Source organism: Candidatus Poribacteria bacterium, from assembly GCA_028820845.1.
Taxonomy (GTDB): domain Bacteria; phylum Poribacteria; class WGA-4E; order WGA-4E; family WGA-3G; genus WGA-3G.
This window is the reverse complement of sequence record JAPPII010000058.1, coordinates 1-20303: the sequence shown is the minus strand read 5'-3', so window position 1 is coordinate 20303 and position 20303 is coordinate 1. Positions and strand designations below refer to the sequence as shown.

The window sequence follows — 20303 nt, the reverse complement described above, 5'->3', positions numbered from 1 at the left end:
ACCCGCCTACATCCCGCAAGCTAAAGCATGGGGTCTTGGCGGGAAGAGTGATAAACTTGAAGAAAAAATATTACACTGGTGTAACTTAAGTGTAACATTTTTCGCAGGAGTAACATCGAAAAGTACGACACAAACTCTCTCCGAGGAAACAGGTTAAACCTTGACATTGGACAGCAAAAGTGGTATCATATATAGGGCAAACAAATAGGTATTAATAACAACTTTGAGCTTCGTAAAACCCACATTATGGAAAACACACAACAGACCGAAAGCAAAATTATCGAATTAAAACCGTTCGCCGATGAGATGGTGGTGAACATGGGACCGCAGCATCCCAGTACACACGGTGTGTTACGCTTGGAGTTGAAATTGGACGGCGAGGTCGTTCGTGAAGCGATTCCGCATATCGGCTACCTACATCGCTGTTTCGAGAAACATTCCGAAAACCTCTCTTATCCGCAAATCATTCCGTTTACCGACCGGATGGATTACATCGCAGCGATGAACCAGAATTGGGGATTTTGTCTCGCTGTCGAAAAGTTATTGGAAGCGGACGAAAGCCGGGATTTTGAGGTGCCAGAACGTGCAGAATACCTACGCGTGCTTATCTGTGAATTGAACCGTATCGCAAGCCATCTGCTTTCATTTGGCACTTATGGCATGGATCTCGGTGCATTTACACCGTTCCTTTACGCCTTTCGCGACCGTGAACGATTGCTTCTCCTTTTCGAGAAGGTCTGTGGCGCACGACTCACCTATAACTACGTCCGCATCGGGGGTGTCTCCGAAATTATTCCTATGGAGTCGGGCTCTATTGCCGAGCAGAATTATTTGGACGAGATAGAAGAATTTTTGGACTATTTTGAACCGAAGATTGACGAGTATAACGAACTCCTGACCAAAAACAGCATCTTTACTGAACGCACGACGGGAGTCGCTGTCATGTCGGCAGAGATGGTACTCAGTTACGGCGCAACAGGTCCTAACCTTCGCGGTTCCGGTGTAGACTGGGATCTCCGGCGAGACGAACCCTACTCTATCTATGACAGATTTGACTTTGATGTTCCCGTTGCCGTAGATGTACCAGAATTAGGCGCGGTTGTTGGTGATTGTTGGAGTCGGTATAAAATCCGTATGGACGAGATGAAGGAATCTGTCCGGATCGTCCGCCAGATTTTAGCCGAAGGACTCCCTGATGGTCCTGTTATGGCAGATTTAAAAGCCGTTCGTCCGCCAAAAGGCGAAATCTATTTCCGTAGTGAAGCACCTCGAGGTGAACTCGGATTCTATATTGTAAGCGACGGTACCCCCAAGCCGGTGCGTGTGAAGGGACGCTCTCCCTGTTTTAGTGCTTTGAGTGTGATGCAGGAACTCAGTCGAGGTTTGATGGTAGCAGACATTATCGCCATCATCGGCAGTATTGATATTGTGATGGGAGAGGTTGACCGGTAAACGCACTTGTCAAATAAGGAGATTAGATGTCGGACTTTAGGGTAATGCTTGCAGGTTTCCCATATTTCAATGTCCCTGAAAGTTTCTTTCCAAATATGAACTTGCAAGATGGACTCAATTGGGCAGAGGAATTTATACAGAACGTCGTCCTTCCGCGATTGCCGGAAGCGGTTGCTTCGCATTTCCCGGTGGAGTTAGGCACAGTCCTCGTTATGTTCGGATGTGCCGGTATCTTCGTTGCGGTGGTCCCCCTACTCCCCTTAGTGTTGGTGCTTGCAGAGCGAAAGGTCTCCGCACGTTTTCAGAATCGAACGGGTCCCATGCGCGTTGGACCGTGGGGTACCCTCCAAACATTAGCGGACGGTGTTAAACTCCTCTTCAAAGAGGATTATATCCCACCGCAAGGCGACAAATTCCTTTTTCTGCTCGCGCCCTATGTCATTTTTGCCTGCTCCTTCGCTGTTTTTGCTGCCATTCCGTTCGGTCAAAATATTTTGGTGAGCGACTTTAATATCGGCATCTTCTACATCATGGCGATCTCCTCGGTCATCGTCATGGGCGTAATTATGGCAGGCTGGTCTTCAAACAGCAAATGGTCGCTGTTGGGTTCACTCCGTTCCGCCGCCCAGATAGTTAGCTACGAAATTCCGCTCGGTCTCTCTATCCTAACGGTCGTTATGCTCGTTGAAAGTTTGAGCATGTCGGAGCTCGTAGCAAACCAATCCAACGGTATTTTCAGCTGGCTCATCTTCCGAACGCCTTTTACCTTTATTGCATTTTTTATTTTCTTCATATCTTCAATTGCTGAGGTAAACCGGACACCGTTTGATTTGCCCGAAGCCGAGTCTGAAATCGTTGCTGGTTTTCATACCGAATATAGCGGAATGCGCTTCGCACTCTTTTTTATTGCTGAATATGCGAATATGTTCGCTGTGAGTGCAATCGCGGTGACGCTTTTCCTCGGCGGTTGGGAAGGCGTGCTACCGGGTTATGATATTCTCGGCGGCTTCCCAGGTTTCGTTATCAAAACCTCAGCACTCGTCTTTTTGATGATGTGGTTGAGGTGGACGCTGCCGCGCTTGCGAGTAGATCAGCTGATGAATCTCTGTTGGAAATACTTCATCCCGATTGCCTTCTTCAACATCTTAGGTACTGGCATCTGGGGGCTTATTTTTCCAGAGGATACGCTGATTAGCACTGCCATTAGCTGCGCTATTATCTACATCGGACTTATCACGGCGTATAAAGTTGCTGGGCGAACTTTCGCCCAGAGACCAGCACCACAACCGAGTTAGGATTTTTAAACCTAAACCGATCTCACCGAACCGCAAGGAAAGTTAAAAGATGGATAAATACATACGAAACATCTACAGAGGCGTTTATACCGTTCTCGTTGGAATGCGGGTGACAATCAGGCAGTTCTTTGAACCGAACGTCACACATCAATACCCGTATGAACACGACTATGAGAAAAAACGCAACGTTCGAGAGATTCCTAAAGGGTACCGCGGGCAGCTTTACAATCGGATTGAGGATTGTATCGGATGTAAGAAGTGTGAGATGATTTGCCCAGTCGATTGCATTACGATTACTGGCACCAAACTCCCGAAAGGTGAACAGTTGTGGGATAGCATGAACATCGTGCACCTCAAAGACGGGCGAGAAGTCATCGGCATCATCGAAGGCGATGACAAAAAGATAAAATCGGCAGATTCAATAACTGTCACAAATATCACCTCTCGCTTAGGAACGCAGGAAGTCATCGATCGGCTTGAACCTTCAGGGAATGAGAGTCGAAACGAGACTTTCTCCAGTGATGAGATATCGCGGGTCGTTACGCGAAACCCGGTTGTGTTCTATCTGGATCAATTCGATATTGATATGTCCCTCTGTATGTATTGTGGACTTTGCACTGAAGTCTGCCCCACAGAATGCCTCGTCATGAAGGATACACTCGAAGGCATTGAGTATTCCAAGTTCGATCGGTCAGATTTAATCTTCAAGTTCGACAAACAGGAGATGTACGATAAAGATGGTGCTGTAGACGCAGAAGCAGCGGATTAGTTATCTGTTTCATAAGTTTACAATGTAAGAGGGATGCCCAAACGATAATCTAATTTTATATGGAATTTACACTTAAGACATTTATTTTTTATGGTTTCGCGCTGATGACAATCGCCTCGGCACTCGTCGTCGTCACGGTGCGAAACATTGTCCACGCAGCGTTCTCGCTCATGGTGACGCTCTTCGGCGTTGCCGGGCTTTACGTTTTTCTACAGGCTGACTTCCTCGCCGCAACGCAGGTGATCGTCTACGTCGGGGGTATCCTTGTTTTGATTCTATTCGGGGTCATGATGACAAGTGGACACTTAGAAATGCGCATCCATATCGAACGCGGGCAGCTCCTACTTGGGGGCGTGATTGCCTTGATGCTACTTATGCTGCTCCTGACGGTTATTGCCAATACACCCGTATGGAAGAATCTTACCGATGACGGGACTGAACTTCCACCGACAACTGAACGGATTGGTGAACTGATTTTGAATGGACCCTTTCTCCTCCCGTTTGAGGTCGTCTCTGTGTTATTGTTAGTCGCCTTAATCGGTGCCACCCTGATTTCCCGAAAGGAGGTTAGGGACGAATGACCCTACAACACTATCTCGTCATCAGTGCAATTCTGTTCACGCTCGGTATTTTTGCTGTCTTAACCCGACGGAACGCCATTAGCATTTTGATGGGTATCGAACTTATTCTCAATTCGTGCAATCTTAACTTCGCAGCGTTCGCGCGTTTCATGACACCACCAGAGGACATCAGCGGACAGGTTATCGCAATTTTTGGGATTGTGCTCGCTGCCGCAGAAGCCGCTGTCTTTTTAGCAATTATTCTCGCTATCTACCGCGAATTCGGTAGCATCCGTCCCGACGAAGTGGACACTTTAAAAGGTTAATTTTTTAGCGATTGTTTCTGAGCTGTCCCTCCGTTGTCAAGGTAGGTTCAGAATCGTTAAGAAACCTTTTCAAACCTCAAACAGGTTCTGTAATCAATTGTAGAAAATCAACGGTATGAATGCCGTGAGGCATTCCCCGGGTGTTGACAACGGAAACACCGCCCCGGAGCAATAGTTAAAAATATGGTCGTACTCTTAATAAGTCTCATCTTGCTCTGTCCCCTCGCTGCCTTCGCGATCTTCGGACTTTTGGGCTTAGCGAAACGGAGTTTCCCCCGACAGGACTACCTATCTACAGTAGCGATGCTCATCGCACTCGTCTGCTCGCTTCTGCTTTTGCAAGAGGTAGTCCCCGATCCAGAACCCCATACTGTTCAGTGGCTTTCGCTCGGTAGTGTTACCTTCTCAATGGGCTTTTACCTTGATAGCGTCACTGCAATCATGCTGATTGTTGTCACGCTCGTCAGTAGCCTTGTCCATATCTTCTCCATGGGCTACATGCACGGCGATCCGAGGTATCCACGGTTTTTTGCTTTCCTTTCGCTTTTCTCCTTCTCGATGCTCTTCTTGGTTGTATCGGATAACCTGCTCGGTATCTACATCGGTTGGGAACTCGTCGGTCTCTGCTCCTATCTGCTCATCGGTTTCTGGTTTGAAAAGGACTCGGCAGCGGATGCCTGCAAAAAGGCGTTCCTGACGACGCGCGTCGGCGATGTCGGTATGTTCATCGGCATGATGATGCTTTTCACCAAATTCGATACGCTTTCACTCTACGGAGAAAGCGGTATTTTCGCCGAAGCCGCATCCCAATTAAACACAGGCGATATGGTCTGGCTCTCTATTGCCGGTGTGCTCATTTTCTGTGGGGCGGTCGGTAAATCCGCGCAAGTCCCTCTACATACTTGGTTGCCCGATGCGATGGAAGGTCCTACACCCGTCAGTGCACTGATTCACGCCGCAACAATGGTTGCCGCTGGGGTCTATCTCACGGCTCGGATGTTCCCAATCTTGACAGAAACTTCATCTCTGGTCATCGCCTATATCGGTGGTATCACAGCAATTATTGCTGCGACTATTGCTATCGTCCGCTTTGACATTAAACGGGTTTTGGCATACTCCACGGTCAGCCAGTTGGGGTACATGATGCTTGGAATTGGCGTTGGCAGCTATGTCGCCGGACTCTTTCACCTCACAACGCACGCTTTTTTCAAGGCACTGCTTTTCCTCGGCTCCGGCAGTGTTATCCACGCCTTCCATGCGATGCACGGTCACGGACATGACGATGAACACACACACGAACATTCACAAGATAGCCATCAGCAGTCAGTCGTCAGCAGTCAGCAAGAGGAGGTCGCTTCATCAGAAACCTCTTTGCTGATGGCTGAAAGCCGACAGCCGACAGCCATTCCTGAGATTCCGCCAGATCAAGATATGCGGAACATGGGCGGCCTTCGCCATAAGATGCCGATTACTTTCATAACGATGCTCATCGCAACGTTGTCGATCTCCGGTGTCCCGTTTATCTTCTCCGGTTTCTGGAGTAAGGACGCAATCTTAGCCGGTGTGCTCGGTCGCGCAATGGAATGGAACTCCCTACACCACTATCTCCTGTTCGGCATGGCACTCTGTGCCGCTGGGATTACGGCGTTCTATATGTTCCGTCTCATCTTCATGACCTTTTTTGGTGAACCGCGCAATCAAAAGATGCACGACATAGCACACGAGTCCCCTAAGAGCATGACCGTGCCGCTCCTCGTCTTGGCTGTTTTGAGTTTTCCTGTCGTCAATACGCTCTGGTTCAACGCAGATTACGTTAAACCACCAGAACAACCGCATCTCCATGCACCAACACATGCATACGTTTCACCCGATAGCAAAGTCGGTGAAGCCGGTCTCACCTTCTCGCTCTTTGGAATCTCTGAAGCCGTGGCAGCGGAAGAAGGCGCAGACGACACACACGGCGCACACGGAGATGATGCACATCATGGACACGGACCAGCACACACGATCGCGATGGTCTTATCCATCATCGTCGCTGGATTAGGTATATTGCTGTCATGGCTGTTCTACCATAGACGTACTTTGTCTGCGGAGTCTGTCGCTACGACGTTCCGACCGCTTTATAATCTCTTCTGGCACAAATACTACTTTGACGAGTTTTACGACGGTGTCTTAGTCGCTGTGACAGTATGGAAATCTCGACTCTTTGCCCAATTTGATGGAACGATCGTTGACGGCATCGTCAACGGTGTTGGAAAAGTAACCCGCGACATCCTCGCCGCATTCGTTGGCGTTTTCGATAACCGCATCGTCGACGGTCTCGTTAATCGGGTTGCTGAGGTTACATGGTCAATCGGTGGAAGAGTCCGTCGGATCCAGACCGGAGCGATTCAGACCTATCTTTTCGTCGTACTGGCAGGTATCGTGGTGTTAATCTTAATTTTCCGGGCGTTATAAGGATGGACTTGTTATGGTATTGCTTAAATTGCTTCCGTTTTTTGGAGTACCGCTTGGTGCTGCTATCGCTTGGCTGCTCGTCCGTCATCCGAACCCCGAAACGCGGCGTAAGAGAGGGCAGATTTTGCTCGTACTCGCTCCAATTGTGTTCCCAGTACTTTTGTTTCTCGTCTTTTTGATTTCCCGGTAATGGGATAAGGAGGATCCCTACGAGATGTTATTGTCCCTAATGATTTTTATCCCGCTGCTCGGGATGATTGTTGTTTTGCTGCTGCCGCGCGAGTCAGAGGAACTCGTTAAACGTGTTACGCTCCTCTTTACGCTCATTCCGCTCGCACTCGCAGTCGCTTTATTCATATCCTACGACCGATCGGCTGCAGGAACGCAGTACGTCGTTAATGTGCCTTGGATTCAAGCGTTTAATATCCAATACCACGTCGGTATTGACGGTCTGAGTGTCACGCTCCTGCTTCTCACTGCCCTCTTAGGTCCCATCTGTGTTATTGCCTCGTGGCGGAACATTGAAAAAGGCATCAAGGCATATATGGCACTGTTCCTATTGCTTGAAACAGGAATGTTGGGTTTCTTTGCCGCGTTGGATCTGTTCCTCTTTTACGTCTTCTTTGAACTCACACTACTGCCGATGTACTTCCTTATCGGTGTGTGGGGCGGACCGCGTCGTGAATACGCTGCAATTAAGTTTTTCCTTTACACGCTCTTCGGCAGTGTACTGATGCTGGTTGCGATGATCGCAGTCTATCTCAATAGCGGCGCACCCGGCGCGCGGACATTTGACATCCCAACCCTTATTACTTTAGCAGCGACTGAAGGACATGCGCTGAACGACCTCAACTTCCAAATTTGGGTCTTCCTCGGTTTCTTCATCGGATTTGCCGTGAAAGTGCCAATCTTCCCGTTCCATACATGGCTCCCCGATGCACACGTCGAAGCACCGACTGCAATCAGCGTTATTCTTGCGGGCATCCTGCTAAAAATGGGAACCTACGGATTGGTACGGGTTAATATGGCAATGTTCCCACAAGGCATGGACTTTTTCTGTAACGGAACCGGCACATGGGGAAACAGTTTAGCCATCCTTGGATTCGTTAATATCGTCTACGGTTCTTTCTGCGCCTTGGCACAAACCGATTTCAAGAAATTGGTGGCGTATTCGAGTATCGGACACATGGGATTCGTTATCTTGGGGCTTGCTGCTCGGAATACAGAAGGCATCACGGGAGCGATTCTTCAGATGTTCAACCACGGGGTCATCAGTGGGATGCTCTTCTTGCTCGTCGGTGTTCTCTACGATAGGGCACACCACCGTGAGATCAATGGGTTCGGTGGTCTCGGCGCGAAAATGCCAGTCTACACCGGCATTACCACGCTCGCGTTCATGGCATCTTTGGGACTGCCCGGCTTGAGTGGGTTCGTCGGGGAAGCACTCTCCTTACTCGGTGCTTACGACAAATTCAAGATGCTGACCATCTTATCAACGATAGGTATTGTTGTCGGTGCAGCCTATTTCCTCTGGACGCTCCAACGCGTTTTCTTAGGAACACTCAACCCAAAATATGAAGCACTCCCTGAAATCAACGGACGCGAAATCTTGACGTTGGCACCGCTGGGTATCCTCACGATTGTACTCGGTGTATGGCCCAACTTCGCCATTGATATGTTCAGAGAGTCCGTCACCAACCTCGTCAACGTGCTACAGGCGATATAGGAGGTTTTTGTCCGGTATGCAACCCTTAAGCAACATCGAAAGCCTTCTCTATTTCACTCCGGAGCTGCTGTTAGTCGTTTCTGCTATTGTCGTCATCCTCGTCGATCTCGGCGTGAAAAACAGGGAGAGTTCAACCGTTGCCTATCTCTCCCTTGCAGGCATCGGCTGCGTATTCGTTGCAGTCCTTCTCACGCACGGGCAGCTCGGGGACAGAACTTCGATCTCCCTCTTTCTGGGGATGATCCGGCTCGACGCATTCTCTACCTTCTTCAAGGTGCTCCTCCTCCTCGCAACCACAGCAACGATTCTTTTCTCCATCCGTTCTGAGGAACTTGATGCACAGTTGAAGGGTGAATACTACGCACTCCTATTAGCCATCACGCTCGGAATGTTCTTGATGGCTTCCTCAACCAACTTACTGATGATATTCATATCGTTGGAAACGGTGAGTCTGACCTCCTACATTCTCGCCGGATTTCTAACGCACAGCCCGCGCTCAAGTGAAGCGGCGTTCAAATATATCACGTATGGTGCAGTCGCCTCGGGAACGATGCTGTTCGGGCTCTCGTTCCTGTTCGGCATGGCTGGAACGGGTGATCTTGGGCAAATCAGCATAAGACTCACTGAACTCTTAGCAGCCGGTGAAGTTTATCCGCTCACTGTGTTGATTGCGATTATCTTTGTCCTCGCCGGTGTCGGCTATAAGATAGCCTCCGTGCCGTTCCACATGTGGTCCCCAGATGTTTACGAAGGCGCACCTATCCCAATAACAGCGTTTCTATCCGTCGCCTCAAAATCCGCAGGATTTGCGCTGTTCATTCGATTCTTCTATTCCGGGTTTAGCAGTTTCGAAGTCCTACAATCGGTCGATTGGACGCTTATGTTGGCGATCGTCTCCGCTTTGACGATGACTGTCGGAAACCTCGCTGCACTGCCACAGCAGAACGTGAAACGTCTATTGGCATATTCAAGCATTGCCCACGGGGGTTATCTCCTAATGGGGGGGGTCCTGCTCACATCTGAAGGCATCGGTGCGATCCTCTTTTACCTCGTCGTCTACCTCTTTATGAATTTGGGAGCATTCTATGTTGTTGTCCTCATTGCAAACGAGGAAGGCAGCGAAATGATTGAAGGATACCGAGGACTCGCCTCACGCGCACCGTTAGTCGCTGGAGCGATGGCGATTTTCCTCTTCTCGCTAACGGGCATTCCACCGTTCGCCGGTTTCTTTGGAAAATGGCTCCTCTTCGCGGCCGTCCTTGAGCAAGGATACTATTGGTTGGCGTTCGTCGGTCTGCTGAACAGTGTAGTTTCGCTTTACTATTACGCCCGAATTGTGAAAGCGATGTATCTCGAGGCTGCTGACGATGAAACAGCAAGCACAAGTACCACCTTTTCCACCGGCACTTTTGCACTCTTGAGCGTTTTTGTAATCCCAACAATCCTCATCGGGTTTATCAATATCTTCTATACCTTCTCCAATATATCCGTTTCGGTCCTACCGACGCAGTAGACCCGTGAAAAAAAATTGACAAGCACTTTGTGTTTAAGGTATACTTAAAAAACGCGGCGCGTCCATAATAAACGCGCGTCAATGCCCGGTCGTCTAATGGTAGGACGCGTGGCTCTGGACCACGTAGTGAAGGTTCGAGTCCTTCCCGGGCAGTTCTTTCTGTTAAATCAATATGCCGCTATCGTCTAGGGGTTAGGACGGGGAATTTTTCAGCCCGCTTAAAACCATAAGAAACTCGATTACGAAATTGAAATCTCAGCCACCAAACCGGCGTTCGAATCCCGGTAGCGGTATTTTTTCCTTATAAGAGCGGTGCCATATTTTGGAGCCGCTCATTTTTTCATATCTTCTAAAAAGGCAACCTCATAACGCTGGAGAAAAACGAATGCACGACACACCCAAACACATCAACCGCCTTGTCCACGAAACAAGTCCCTACCTACTCCAGCACGCACACAATCCCGTCGACTGGTATCCGTGGGGCGAAGAAGCACTCGCACGCGCCAAGCAAGAACAGAAACCCATCCTCCTGAGTATCGGCTACTCCGCATGCCACTGGTGCCACGTTATGGAACGCGAATCCTTTGAAAACGAAGAGATCGCAGGAGTCATGAACGAACTTTTCATTAACATCAAAGTCGATAGAGAAGAACGTCCGGATTTAGATGAAATCTACATGAACGCTGTCCAAATCATGACGCGGCAAGGCGGTTGGCCCATGACTGTCTTCCTTACCCCGGATCTCAAACCCTTTTACGGCGGAACCTATTATCCACCCACCGATCGGTACGGTAGACCCGGATTCCCGAAAGTGATGCACGCTGTCTCAGAGGCGTTTAGCGATCAAAACACACAGGTCCTGCAGCAAGCCGAGCAAATCACAGCACACCTTGCGCAGATGAGCAATGTCGTCGATCCGCACCATCACGAACTCACTGAAGAACTCATGACCAACGCTTTCCAAAACTACCGTTCCCAATTCGACTCACATCACGGCGGATTCGGCAACGCCCCAAAATTCCCACCCAGCATGGGACTGCCGTTCCTACTCCGCTATTGGCACCACAGTGGCAACGCCAATGCCTTAGAGATGGTAGAACTCACATTGGAGAAGATGGCACGTGGCGGGATGTACGACCAACTCGGCGGCGGGTTCCACCGGTATTCTACCGACGCACACTGGCTCGTCCCACACTTCGAGAAGATGCTGTACGACAATGCCCAACTCGTCGTCGCCTACTTTGAAGCGTATCAAGCCACGCAGAAACCGTTCTATCGCGACATCGCTATCGAGACGCTCGACTATGTGCTCCGTGAGATGTACGACGCAGAGAACGGCGGTTTCTACTCCACACAAGACGCTGACAGTGAAGGCGTAGAGGGCAAATTCTTCGTCTGGGAACCCAACGATGTCGAAGACATCATCGGTGAAGAGAACGCCGAAATCTTCTGTGAGTATTACGACATCACCCCACAAGGCAACTTTGAAGGCGAAAACATCCTCCAGGTCCAAGTGCCACCCGACATCTTTGCCCGAAAACTCCGTATGGATGTCAGTGAACTGGAGGCTCTCCTCGCAGATGGGAAACAGAAACTGTTTGACGCGCGAGAAAAGCGGATTAAACCCGGACTGGATGATAAAATCCTCACCAGTTGGAACGGGATTATGATTCGCGGCATGGCGATGGGTTACCAACTGACCGGAAAACCCGAATACCTTGAGGCATGCAAAAAATCCGCTGAATTCGTCCTGACAACGCTCTCCCAAGACAACGGTCTGCTCCTACGCACCTACCGTGATGGCAAAAGCCACCTCAACGCCTACCTTGAAGACTATTCCTACTTCATCGCTGGATTAATCGCGCTCTACGAAGCCAGTTTTGAACCGAGATGGCTCACAGAAGCCGAACGTCTCGCACACATTATGATTGACCAATTCGGGGACGACGCAGGCGACGGATTTTTCTTCACCGGCAAAGCGCACGAGACGCTTATTGTCCAATCCAAATCCGCTTACGACGGCGCAACACCTTCCGGGGCATCCATGGCGATCCACAGCCTATTACGGCTTGCCAAACACCTTAACAACCCCGAATTCCACAACAAAGCCGTTGAGACTTTGTTGCTCTACTTCCAGCAGATGGAGCGCATGCCATCAGGCTCCGGTCAGTTGTTGTGTGAGTTAGCGTTCCTGCTATCAACACCCAAAGAGATTGCGATTGTTGGGAAACAAGACGATGTGAAAACAGAAGCGATGTTAACAGCACTGCACAGCACCTATCAGCCCAACAAAATCGTCGCCTTAAGCGAATCCGCCGATGGACAGACGTTACCACTTCTCACTGGCAAGACCCAAATTGACAACACCGCAACCGCCTACGTCTGCGAAAACTACGTCTGCCAGGCTCCTACAACGGATATTGAGGCATTCGTAGAACTCCTACGGTAACCTAATAGTCTGTCCACTTTGAATTGTAAGTGAATTCGTTCGTAGTAGTGCGATTTTGCGGCGTACTCGCTCAAATGCGACGTGCATTATCGCACGAACGAAGTTACTCCCCATTTTAAACTGGACAAATCACTAAGTTGCCCTTGTAGCATAACCTTTTAGGTTGTGCATCCGAAATCTCGGTGCGTTCTTGTAGCATAGCCTGTTAGGCTGTGCATCCCAGAGGCATTCAATTGTCAAGTAATTTACCCAAGGATGCCCGAACTTGTTCGGGACAGCGTGCACAACCCCGAATAAATTCGGGCTTCCCGCAAGAGGCATCCTTTACGGACATGGATTTATTTCGCAAAATTGAATGGCTCTGCTGTGCATCTGAATTTGCCTTGCAGTTTTCATGCACCTCTGCTATAATATCGCCACGAAAAACAGAAACCGAAAAAAGAACTGGCAATTATGGCTTTACACCCCGATTTCCCTGAATCCCCACACGCAATCATTGACCCATCAGTACGTTGGCTTCCAGATCAATCCCTGTTGTTCGATCTGGAATACGGAATGCTACTCCCACCACTCGTCCACAAAATCCGTGAGCAAGTCAAAACATGGCGTGATGATAATAATTACAGCGGTGCTTCCAATACAAGCAAGGCACTCCTCAATTGGTGGTTCAATACCCCACACTTACGAGAACAGACTGATGGAACAACGAGCGAATTTCAGTATTACTTCGCCCAACGCGAGGCACTCGAAACCATCATCTATCTATACGATGTTGTCAAGGTCCGAGACAAATTCGATCTCATGCGCTTTGACAGCTCGGGTGCCGTTTCGACGGGACTCTTCGACGAAAACTGGCGGCGGTTCGTCATAAAGATGGCGACAGGCACAGGCAAAACAAAGGTGATGAGTCTCACAATCGCGTGGAGTTTCTTTCACAAGTTGTATGAAGCCGGTTCTGAACTTTCGCGTAACTTCCTTGTCATTGCCCCCAACATCATTGTACTGGACCGGCTCTATCACGATTTCCAAGGGTTACGCATCTTCTTTGAAGACCCCGCGCTGCCCGATAACGGCTTTGAAGGTCACAATTGGCGTGACGATTTTCAACTCACCCTGCATGTCCAAGACGAAGTGCGTACCACCCGTGCCACGGGTAACATCTTTCTCACCAATATCCATCGCGTCTATTCCAGCGACCAGCCCCCACCGTCCCCCACCGATGACAACAGTATGGACTACTTTTTAGGCAACAAACCGACGGGGGCAACTACAGATTCTAAGGTCGATCTCGGAGACATCGTTCGAGACATCGACGAACTGATGGTCCTCAACGATGAGGCGCACCACGTCCACGATCCAAAATTAGCATGGTTCAAGTCCATTGAGGATATTCACAACCGCCTCTTACAGAAGGGCAGCGAACTGGCGTTGCAGATAGATGTAAGTGCCACGCCTAAGCCCAATAACGGCGCGATTTTTGTGCAGACGGTCGCCGATTATCCCCTCGTAGAGGCAATTTCGCAAAACATCGTCAAACATCCAGTGCTGCCTGATGCTGAGAGCCGGGCGAAACTTGTTGAACGCCAAAGTGTGAAGTATACCGAGAAATACGCAGACTATCTTAACCTCGGTGTGATTGAGTGGCGCAAGGCTTATGCAGAACACGAAAAACTAAATAAAAAAGCCATTCTATTTGTGATGACCGATAATACCCGTAACTGTGATGATGTAGCGACTTACCTCGAAGATCGTTATCCCGACCTCAAAGATGCCGTGCTCGTAATTCACACCAACAAAAGTGGACAGATATCTGAAGCGAAATCGAGTAAGAAGCAGGCGGAACTCGAGAAACTTCGTGAGCAAGCGAATAAGATTGATTCGTGGGACAGTCCATATAAAGCCATCGTCTCCGTGCTAATGCTCAAGGAGGGGTGGGATGTCAAGAACGTTACCACAATTGTCGGGCTCCGCGCCTATTCTGCCAGACCCAATATTCTGCCGGAACAGACCTTAGGGCGCGGGCTACGGCTGATGTACGCCGGAACCGAGAAGGAATCTGTGAGCGTTATCGGTACCAAAGAGTTCATGGCATTTGTTGAATCCATTAAATCGGAAGGGGTCGAATTGGAACGTCAAGCCATGGGTGAAGGGACAAAACCCAAGGCACCCCTCGTTATTGAAGTGGACAAAGCAAACGTCAACAAGGATATTGACGCGCTTGATATCGAAATCCCTATACTTACGCGCCGCACCTATCGGGAATATGAGAATCTTGAAGGTTTGGATGTCGCACAGTTTGATTTTACACCCGTGGCATACAAAGAATTTAGCGAAGCATCAGAACGCGAAATCGTTTTTAAGGATATGACGACTGGTGAGGTTACGCACACCACAGTATTAGACGGTAGCGGAGTTGCAGATTACCGTAGCACGCTCGGTTATTTCGCACAGACTATCCAAAAAGACCTCCGACTCGTCAGCGGTTATGATGTCCTCTATGGAAAGGTTAAAGACTTCGTTCAGAACCAACTTTTCGGCGAAACGGTGATGTTAGAGGATCCGAATACGCTGCAAAATCTGTCGGAACTCCGATCCACCAAAACCGTTATGGAAACCTTCAAATACGCTATCAACGATCTCACGATACAAGACAGTGGAGATGCACAGCTGATTGAGACAACGCGCGCCCAAGATGCCCGTCCCTTTATGGTTAAAGAACAAGAATACCTGGTTCCCCAAAAATCTGTGTTCAACAGAATCACTGGTGACAGTCATTTTGAATTGGAATTTGCCGCATTTCTCGAAAACTGCCCCGATGTCGTCTCCTATGTCAAAAACGACTTTAGCCTGCATTTCAAACTCGACTATATCAATGCCGATGGCGACATCAGCAACTACTATCCCGATTTCCTCGTAAAATTAACAGATAGACGGATAATTGTTGCCGAAACGAAAGGCAGAGAAGACCTGGATGTGCCACGCAAGATGCAACGCTTGTCCCAATGGTGCAAAGATGTCAACAGAGCTATGACAGATGTTGATTATGATTTTGTCTATGTCGATCAAGAGAGTTTTGACGTATACAGACCTCAAAACTTCCAGGAGCTGCTTGATGGATTTACCGAATATAAAATATACACTTATGATTAATCAAGTTTTTCTTGCTTATCTCTTTGAATTTTGGAATTATTGTGGTATAATATTAGATTATGAAACACCTTGAACGCATTGGACCTGCTCTGCTTGTTTGCTTTTCCCTTGGTATATCCGTGATTCTCGCGTATACAGCGACACAGCGAACTTTGAGCGGTTTAGAGAGCATACTTTGGCAAATCTTTGTTTTCGCGGGAGGTCTCGCCGGTTCATTTATTTTTGGACGACAATCGGCGCGTGAAGCGGCAAGAGAACTGGTAAAACCACATGCTCGATCTGCCTTTCGGAGGCTGATTTTCCTCTATCTGACCCTCCGTCGGGCAGCGAGCGCAATAGAATCAGCTCAAGATTCGGAATCTCAAGAAAACTACCAAGTGATGCTCGCCCGACTTGAAGAAATTGTCGCAGCGCAGCTGATCACAGCAGATGATGCATTAGAAGATTGGAACGACATTGTTCCAGAAGAAGTGGAGGAACTAAAACATAAACTACTATCTAACGGCATAAAGGAGGATGAAAAATGACTGAACCGATCCGCGGAAAAGTCGCCAGTGTGATTAACGAACGAGAAATCGCAATTAATGTCGGAAGGGCACATGGCGTGCGTGTTGACATGTACTTCAATGTGATAGATACTCAGAACGAAGAGATTAAGGACCCTGATACTGGTGAAGTGTTAGGTTCTATTGAACGTCCAAAGATCAAGGTCCGGGTTACACATGTTCAAGAGAAATTATCTGTGGCAAGTACATACCGGACTGAGACTGTAAACATTGGGGGCGAAGGCGGTGTTTTAGGTCCATTTGCCCGATCGCTTATGCCCCCCAAGTGGGTAAAAAAGTACGAAACACTGAGAACTGAAGACAAATCTTTGTTCCCGATTGAAGAATACGAAAGTTTTGTAAAGATTGGAGACTCTATTGTTGAAGTTAAAGGTAATTAAAAAGTTATAATTGGGACAGAACCTATGCCAAAACTCACCGAACAAGAACAACAAGAAATCATCCGCTTCATTGAGGCAGACAAGCCGCTGCCCGACAAATACCGCTTCCTGCTGTTTGAAGACAAGCGCGAGGTCGAACTCGTTTGGAACGGAAAAACCAACGAAGTTTGCAACATCGTCCTCCCTTTCCAGACAATCGAACAGGTAGACGAACCCCGCGCCGAGAAACCCTCTGACGACAATCTGCAACTCGGTCTGTTTGACACACGCGGTCGCCAACGCAAAGGTTGGACCAACAAACTGATCTGGGGCGACAACAAACTCGTTTTATCATCCCTCAAGAACGGACCGTTGCGCGAGGAGATTGAAGCACAAGGCGGACTCAAACTTATCTATATTGATCCACCTTTTGACGTAGGGGCGGATTTTTCTATGGATATCGAAATCGGTGACGAAACCTTTACCAAAGATCCAAATATCCTTGAAGAGATTGCTTACCGAGATACTTGGGGTAAAGGAGCAGATTCGTTTGTTTCCATGATTTACGAAAGACTTAGCCTAATGCATGATCTGCTAGTCCATTGTGATTGGCGAGTGACTGCTTATATGCGGCTAGCACTTGATGAAGTCTTTGGGAAAGAAAATTTTCAGAGGGAAATAATCTGGGACATAACCGTTCTCAGTGGTTATAAAAGTCTTGCTCAAAACTGGATTCGTGGGCATGAATCGATCTTATATTATGCCAAGGATCCAGTCAACTTCACTTTTAACAAACAATACACGGAACACGATGAGAAGTATCTCTCTCGATTTAACAAAGTTGATTCAGATGGAAAGAAATATTTTGACGGGAGAGGGAAAAGAAGATATTTACATGAAGTAATTGAGAAAGGAAAACCCATCGGTGATGTTTGGAATGATGTTATGTCGTTTCAGCAAATTCCGACAGCTCAGGAAAGAATCAATTATCCTACCCAAAAACCGGAAACCCTCCTTGAACGCATCATCAAAGCATCCTCCAACGAAGGTGACCTCGTCGCTGATTTCTTTTGCGGTTCCGGCACCACTGCTGCCGTTGCTGAAAAACTGGGACGCAAATGGATTGCCACAGACCTTGGCAAATTTGCTATCCATACCACACGTAAACGAATGATCGGAGTCCAGCGTCAACTTAAAGCGGACAGCAAGGACTACCGCGCCTTTGAAATTCTCAATCTCGGTAAGTACGAACGACAACATTACATCGGTGTTAATCCAAACCTGCGCGAGGAAGAACAACAGAAACAATCAATAGAGAAAGAAAAGGCGTTCATTGCTCTTATCTTACGCGCTTATGCCGCTCAAAAGACAGATGGATTTACCAGTTTTCAGGGTAAAAAAGCCGGACGGCTTGTGGCAATCGGTCCCGTCAACCTACCGGTAACCCGCCTGCTCGTAGAAGAAATTATCCTTGAGTGCCGCAAGCATCAGATTACGCGCGTTGACGTTCTCGGTTTCGAGTTTGAGATGGGACTGTTTCCCAACGTATTAGATGAGGCAAAAAGCAGAGGCATTGACATCGCACCTAAATTCATTCCCGCCGAGGTTTTCGACAAACGCGCAGTAGAACAAGGTCAGGTTGTATTCCACGACATGGCGTTCATTGAAGTCAAACCACATATCCACACAGGTGAAAAGGCAAACTCCACGACCGTAGCAGTGGAATTAACCGATTTCTCCGTCTTTTACTCACAAGACTCCATTTCTCAAGCCGAACAGACACTACGGAACAAGGGCAGTCGAATTGTAGTGGAGCAGGGACAGGTTGTAAAAGTAAGCAAAGATGCAGATGGCATTGTCAGCCGAGAAGTATTGACGAAGCACTGGACAGACTGGATTGATTATTGGTCTGTCGATTTTGACTTTGAGAGCAAACACGAAATTATTCGCATGCAAAATTCACAAACAAGCGAGTGGGAAGAACAGTGGACAGGTGACTATGTTTTTGAAAACGAATGGCAAAGTTTCCGGACGAAGAAGGACCGTTCATTAGAATTAACCAGCGTCGCCCACGAGTGCAAACCCGGCCGCCGCAAACTCGCCATTAAAGTGGTAGACATTTTTGGGAATGATACCATGACGATAGTGGAGGTGACAGTATGATATTCACCTTACCACAACTAATCCGACACGATTACGACAGTTTTAAAACCTTAACAAATCTTTATTCACAAACTAAAGAATTGTTTTTTGATGATATCGAGATTGACATGCAAGCAATACGTTGGTTTGATGCCGATATGTGTGCGGCATTTGGAGCAATTCTCTATAGTTTGGGGAAAAAATTGAACGAGATTAATTTAATCCATATTCCGCCGCCTATTGCGGAAATCCTTTCAAAAAATGGTTTTATGAGTCATTATGGACGCGAGAAAATTCCTGACCGATGGGAAACAACTATTACTTATCAGCGTTTTGATGTTGCAGACGACCACTATTTCGCGAATTATATTGAGGATGAGTTGATACATCGTTCTGAAATATCTAAAATGTCCTCCATATTGTTGAAGAAATTCCGAGAGAGCATTTTTGAAATATTCAGCAATCCTGTTTCACATTCACGTTCTGAGTTAGGAATTTTTAGTTGCGGACAGTTTTTCCCAAGGCAAGATCGTCTTAATTTTATGGTGGCAGATCTCGGGATTGGTATACGTCAAAATATAAGAAACATTGTAGATTTAGACCTTTCACCCGAGGAAGCGATTATTTGGGCCACTGAGGGCAACAACACAACCCGGCGTAGACGTGACAACTTACCCGGTGGGTTAGGACTGAAGATACTGTGTGATTTTATTGACTTAAATCGCGGTTGTCTTCAGATTGTGTCGGATGCCGGTTATTGGGAGCGGAGGAACGGGGAAACTGTAACGAGGCCACTGACTCACCCGTTTCCCGGTACAGTCGTGAACGTGGAAATTAACACGGCAGATACGCATGTTTATCAATTCAATTCTGAAGAACTAAGCCCAGAAGACATATTCTAAGGAGATAATTATGTCTGAAGAGATTAAGATATCTATATTTGAAGTCGTGGGCAGTCCTTTGTGTGTTGCATCCAGTGACGGACAAAAGGTTTATGAGCGTCTCAATACTGCTCTTGAAACGGAGCGAAAGGTGGTCCTTTCATTTCACAACGTCACGACGCTAACCTCGGCTTTCCTGAATGCCGCGATTGGCCAATTATATGGAACATTCAGTGAAGAGCACATTCGGGCTCAGTTAAAAGTGGAAGATATGGAACAAGACGATCTTGCACTTTTGAAGCGTGTAGTTGATAATGCCAAATTGTACTTCAAAGACCCAGAAAGATTCAACAAAGTGGTTCAAGAAACATTGGAAGATGATGGCGATGACACAGAAAATAGCAGCGGTGGGGCAACACAACTTTACTTGCCAAGATAAATTATTTCTCGATGCTAATATTTGGATGTACTTGTACGGTCCACCACAGAACCGGCGAAGTTCCGAAGTTCGGACTTACTCTAAAGCTTTTAAGAATATCTTAAAAGCAAGTAGTCAAATTTATATTGATGTGCTTGTCGTTTCAGAATTTATCAACGCTTATGCTAGTAGTCTTTCAATGTTGAGTTTAGGATAAAGTTGTTGACTTTTTGGAGATTT

16 protein-coding genes and 1 tRNA gene are annotated in these 20303 nt (G+C 47.7%); all 17 read left to right on the top strand.

The annotated features are described in order from the left end of the window. Positions 1-276 precede the first annotated feature (276 nt). Entirely contained in the window at positions 277-1452 is a 1176-nt protein-coding gene (locus OXN25_11930) for an NADH-quinone oxidoreductase subunit D (protein MDE0425570.1), read from the top strand. Between the two features lie 26 nt (positions 1453-1478). Beyond that, entirely contained in the window at positions 1479-2747 is a 1269-nt protein-coding gene (nuoH, locus tag OXN25_11925; protein ID MDE0425569.1) for an NADH-quinone oxidoreductase subunit NuoH, read from the top strand. Positions 2748-2796: 49 nt separating this feature from the next. Continuing rightward, entirely contained in the window at positions 2797-3516 is a 720-nt protein-coding gene (locus OXN25_11920; protein MDE0425568.1) for a 4Fe-4S binding protein, read from the top strand. Positions 3517-3575: 59 nt separating this feature from the next. After that, positions 3576-4097, top strand: coding sequence for an NADH-quinone oxidoreductase subunit J (locus OXN25_11915; protein ID MDE0425567.1), 522 nt, complete (start codon positions 3576-3578; stop codon positions 4095-4097). Continuing rightward, entirely contained in the window at positions 4094-4402 is a 309-nt protein-coding gene (nuoK, locus tag OXN25_11910; protein MDE0425566.1) for an NADH-quinone oxidoreductase subunit NuoK, read from the top strand. The genes OXN25_11915 and nuoK overlap by 4 nt, the downstream gene beginning before the upstream one ends. A 183-nt stretch (positions 4403-4585) precedes the next feature. Then, complete coding sequence (locus OXN25_11905) at positions 4586-6859, top strand: NADH-quinone oxidoreductase subunit L (protein MDE0425565.1); 2274 nt, start codon at positions 4586-4588, stop codon at positions 6857-6859. A gap of 13 nt (positions 6860-6872) precedes the next feature. Beyond that, positions 6873-7049, top strand: a complete 177-nt coding sequence (locus tag OXN25_11900) for a hypothetical protein (GenBank protein MDE0425564.1) — start codon at positions 6873-6875, stop codon at positions 7047-7049. A 24-nt stretch (positions 7050-7073) separates the two neighbouring features. Beyond that, the gene (locus OXN25_11895) at positions 7074-8585 is read left to right on the top strand and encodes an NADH-quinone oxidoreductase subunit M (GenBank protein MDE0425563.1); all 1512 of its coding nucleotides are present in this window, start codon (positions 7074-7076) and stop codon (positions 8583-8585) included. Positions 8586-8601: 16 nt separating this feature from the next. After that, a complete protein-coding gene (locus tag OXN25_11890; GenBank protein MDE0425562.1) occupies positions 8602-10098 on the top strand; it encodes an NADH-quinone oxidoreductase subunit N in 1497 nt (498 codons plus the stop codon). An 82-nt stretch (positions 10099-10180) separates the two neighbouring features. Beyond that, positions 10181-10251: transfer RNA gene (locus OXN25_11885), tRNA-Gln, on the top strand. 232 nt (positions 10252-10483) lie between these two features. Then, the gene (locus tag OXN25_11880) at positions 10484-12547 is read left to right on the top strand and encodes a thioredoxin domain-containing protein (protein MDE0425561.1); all 2064 of its coding nucleotides are present in this window, start codon (positions 10484-10486) and stop codon (positions 12545-12547) included. Positions 12548-13000: 453 nt separating this feature from the next. Further along, entirely contained in the window at positions 13001-15697 is a 2697-nt protein-coding gene (locus tag OXN25_11875) for a DEAD/DEAH box helicase family protein (protein ID MDE0425560.1), read from the top strand. 59 nt (positions 15698-15756) lie between these two features. After that, positions 15757-16224, top strand: a complete 468-nt coding sequence (locus tag OXN25_11870) for a hypothetical protein (GenBank protein ID MDE0425559.1) — start codon at positions 15757-15759, stop codon at positions 16222-16224. Next, the gene (locus tag OXN25_11865) at positions 16221-16643 is read left to right on the top strand and encodes a hypothetical protein (protein MDE0425558.1); all 423 of its coding nucleotides are present in this window, start codon (positions 16221-16223) and stop codon (positions 16641-16643) included. Before OXN25_11870 ends, OXN25_11865 begins: the two co-directional genes overlap by 4 nt. A 24-nt stretch (positions 16644-16667) precedes the next feature. Beyond that, a complete protein-coding gene (locus OXN25_11860) occupies positions 16668-18785 on the top strand; it encodes a site-specific DNA-methyltransferase (protein MDE0425557.1) in 2118 nt (705 codons plus the stop codon). Then, positions 18782-19666, top strand: coding sequence for an ATP-binding protein (locus OXN25_11855; GenBank protein ID MDE0425556.1), 885 nt, complete (start codon positions 18782-18784; stop codon positions 19664-19666). Before OXN25_11860 ends, OXN25_11855 begins: the two co-directional genes overlap by 4 nt. Positions 19667-19676: 10 nt before the next feature. Beyond that, positions 19677-20084, top strand: coding sequence for an STAS-like domain-containing protein (locus OXN25_11850; GenBank protein ID MDE0425555.1), 408 nt, complete (start codon positions 19677-19679; stop codon positions 20082-20084). Positions 20085-20303 lie beyond the last annotated feature (219 nt).